Origin of the sequence: Xanthovirga aplysinae (assembly GCF_009711365.1) — a bacterium.
Lineage (GTDB): Bacteria > Bacteroidota > Bacteroidia > Cytophagales > Cyclobacteriaceae > Xanthovirga > Xanthovirga aplysinae.
Genome location: NZ_SMMB01000624.1, coordinates 1 through 2,841, shown reverse-complemented (window position 1 = coordinate 2,841; position 2,841 = coordinate 1). Strand labels below are relative to the sequence as shown.

Sequence of the window (2,841 nt, the reverse complement as noted above, 5' to 3'; positions counted from 1 at the left end):
CATTCAATATCTGTACATCAGGGTTTTCTTCAAATGATTTAATAAATTTTTCGGCGTCAGCCTTTCTTTTGGCCTCAATCACTTGTATGGCTTCTTCACTAGTTACCGTATGAGGATCGTAATCTTTCCCCAATGAGTAGAATTTTCCTTCGTGACGAATGTATGGACCAAAACGACCAATGGCAGCTACCATAGGCTTTTCTTCGTAACTACCAACCTCCCTTGGGAGTTTAAACAATTCCAGAGCATCTTCTAAAGTGATACTTTCTATGAATTGGCCTTTACGTAAACTGGCATATTGTGGCTTTTCTTCACTTTCTTCGTTTGCTTCACCTAGTTGGACAATAGGTCCAAATCGTCCCAATCTAGCAATTACTTTTTTTCCAGTTTTTGGATCAGTTCCTAGTTCCCTAGAGGAACCCACCTCGGAACGTTCAATTTGTTCAGTTTTTTCTACTCTTGGATGGAAGTTTCCATAGAAATCGCTGATCATCTGACTCCATTCCTTTTGGCCCCGGGCAATTTCATCGAATTCTTTTTCCACTCTGGCCGTAAATGAGTAATCAGTTACGTTAGGAAAATGATCTACTAGGAAATCACTTACCACCATGGCTATATTGGTTGGAAAAAGTTTGTTCTTTTCTGCCCCAGTAATTTCCGTTTTTTTGCTGTTGGTAATTTGGTTATTCTCCAAAATCAACTCCAGATACTGACGCTCTATTCCCTCTCTGGATTCTTTAAGAATATATCCTCTTTTTTGGATAGTGGAAATGGTAGGCGCATAGGTAGAAGGTCGGCCGATTCCCATTTCTTCTAGTTTTTTTACCAGACTGGCTTCAGTGAATCGAGCAGGAGGTCGGCTAAACAGTTGACGCGCTTTAATGTGATTTAAATCCAGCTTTTGTCCTACCTGAAGAGGAGGTAACATTTTTTGGTTTTCCGTTCCATTTTCTTCCTCATCCGTAGATTCAATATAAACCTTTAAAAATCCTTCAAATTTTACAACTTCACCTTTGGCTTGGAAGGTGTAGTCTATTGGCGTTTGGCCTTCAATAGCAATTACAGCCGTTGTTTTTTCCAATTTAGCATCGGCCATTTGGGAGGCAATGGCTCTTTTCCAAATTAGTTCATAAAGGCGTTGCTCTTGACGGTCAGCGCTTCCGGTACGTGCCGAAAAATCCGTTGGACGAATAGCTTCGTGTGCTTCCTGAGCACTATCAGATTTGGTTTTGAACTTTCTGGTCTCAACAAATTCATTGCCGTATTCTGATGTAATTTCACGACTAGCGCTTTTTAAAGCCTCGTCGGATAAATTGACAGAATCTGTCCTCATATAGGAAATCTTTCCTGCTTCATAAAGCCGTTGGGCTAATGCCATGGTTTGAGAAACTGAAAATCCAAGTTTTCGCCCCGCTTCTTGTTGAAGAGTGGAAGTAGTAAAAGGTGGAGCAGGAGATTTTTTAGCAGGTTTGGTTTCCAGGTTGCTAATTGAATAATTGGCATTCACACAGCTTTGCAGAAAATCTTGGGCCTCCTGCTCTGTCGAAAACCTTTTGTTTAATTCGGCCAAAAGTTGGCGATTTCTTTCAAGGTCAAAAAGTGCATTGACTTTGTATGAGGAGCTTGCCTGGAATTTGTCAATAGAACGCTCTTGGTCTACAACTAATCGCACTGCTACCGATTGAACTCTTCCGGCTGAAAGGCCAGTTTTAATTTTTTTCCAAAGAATAGGAGAAAGTTCAAAACCTACCAAACGATCTAATATTCGCCTTGCTTGTTGGGCATTGACCAAATCAAAATCAATCGTTCTTGGAGTACTTAAGGCATTGAGGATGGCATTCTTTGTGATTTCATGAAAAACAATGCGTTTGGTTTTTTCATCTTTGAGCTTGAGTGTCTCTTTGAGGTGCCAGGAGATCGCTTCTCCCTCACGGTCATCATCACTCGCTAAGTAGATGTTCTCTGCTTCTTTACTAAGTTTTTTTAGTTCCCTGATAACCTCCGCTTTATCTTTTGAGATCTCGTAGGTGGGTTTAAAATTATGTTCTATATCTATGGCTTTATCGCCTTTAGGTAAATCACGCACATGACCATAACTGGAGGCTACTTTAAAGTCTTTTCCGAGGTAACCCTCTATGGTCTTTGCTTTGGCTGGCGACTCAACGATGACTAGGTTTTTGGTCATTTTAACTCGACTTTGTTTTGAGAATTGAGGTCAAATATCTTTAAATTTTTGTAAAAAAAACAAATCGGATGGATTTTTACCTAATAAAAATCAATGTACTGTATGAATGAAAATGTCATTTCTGACAATCTTTAACAATTTGAAATGGAAAAAAAAGAACTATATCTTTTAAGACATGCCGCTGCCCAAGAGGGAATTTATAAGCAACAGGATTTGAATAGAGACCTTTCTCAGGAGGGACTGAATCAGCTCACTATATTGGCAAAGAAGCTCCAACTAATGGATTTTCATCCTGACTTTATTCTTGCCAGTAATGCCAAAAGGTGCAGAGATACTGCTTCCTTTTTAGTAGAGAACTTGGGACTTTCTAAGGCCACCTTTTTAATTAAAGAGGAAATTTATGAAGCATCTTCTTCCCAACTTCTTCAATTGGTTAATTTGATTCCTGAAAATCATCAGAAAGTTTTGTTGGTTGGGCATAACCCTTCCATTTCAAGCTTGGCCGAATATATTACAGGGGACTCTTTTGGAGTATTTCCAACCTCAACATTGGTGAAGATAACTTTTGAAGTGGAATTTTGGGCGGAAATTTCAGGTGGAACTGGTTATCTGCTTTCATACGTACAACCTTTATAAAATTTGGTGTTCAAAGTCTT

At 39.3% G+C, this 2,841-nt stretch carries 2 protein-coding genes; one reads left to right on the top strand and one right to left on the bottom strand.

Annotated elements, in window-relative coordinates; translation table 11 throughout:
• A partial coding sequence (gene topA, locus E1171_RS03390; protein WP_155204077.1) for a type I DNA topoisomerase occupies positions 1–2,185 on the bottom strand: 2,185 nt, incomplete at its 3' end.
• Positions 2,186–2,329: 144 nt separating this feature from the next.
• Here topA and E1171_RS03385 point away from each other — a divergent pair.
• Positions 2,330–2,821 (top strand): SixA phosphatase family protein, encoded by a 492-nt coding sequence (locus E1171_RS03385; protein ID WP_155204076.1) that lies wholly within the window; start codon positions 2,330–2,332, stop codon positions 2,819–2,821.
• Positions 2,822–2,841 lie beyond the last annotated feature (20 nt).

Coding starts and splice junctions, on each gene's coding strand:
- E1171_RS03385 (WP_155204076.1), top strand. CDS start 2,330: ATGGAAAAAAAAGAACTATATCTTTTAAGACATGCCGCTGCCCAAGAG.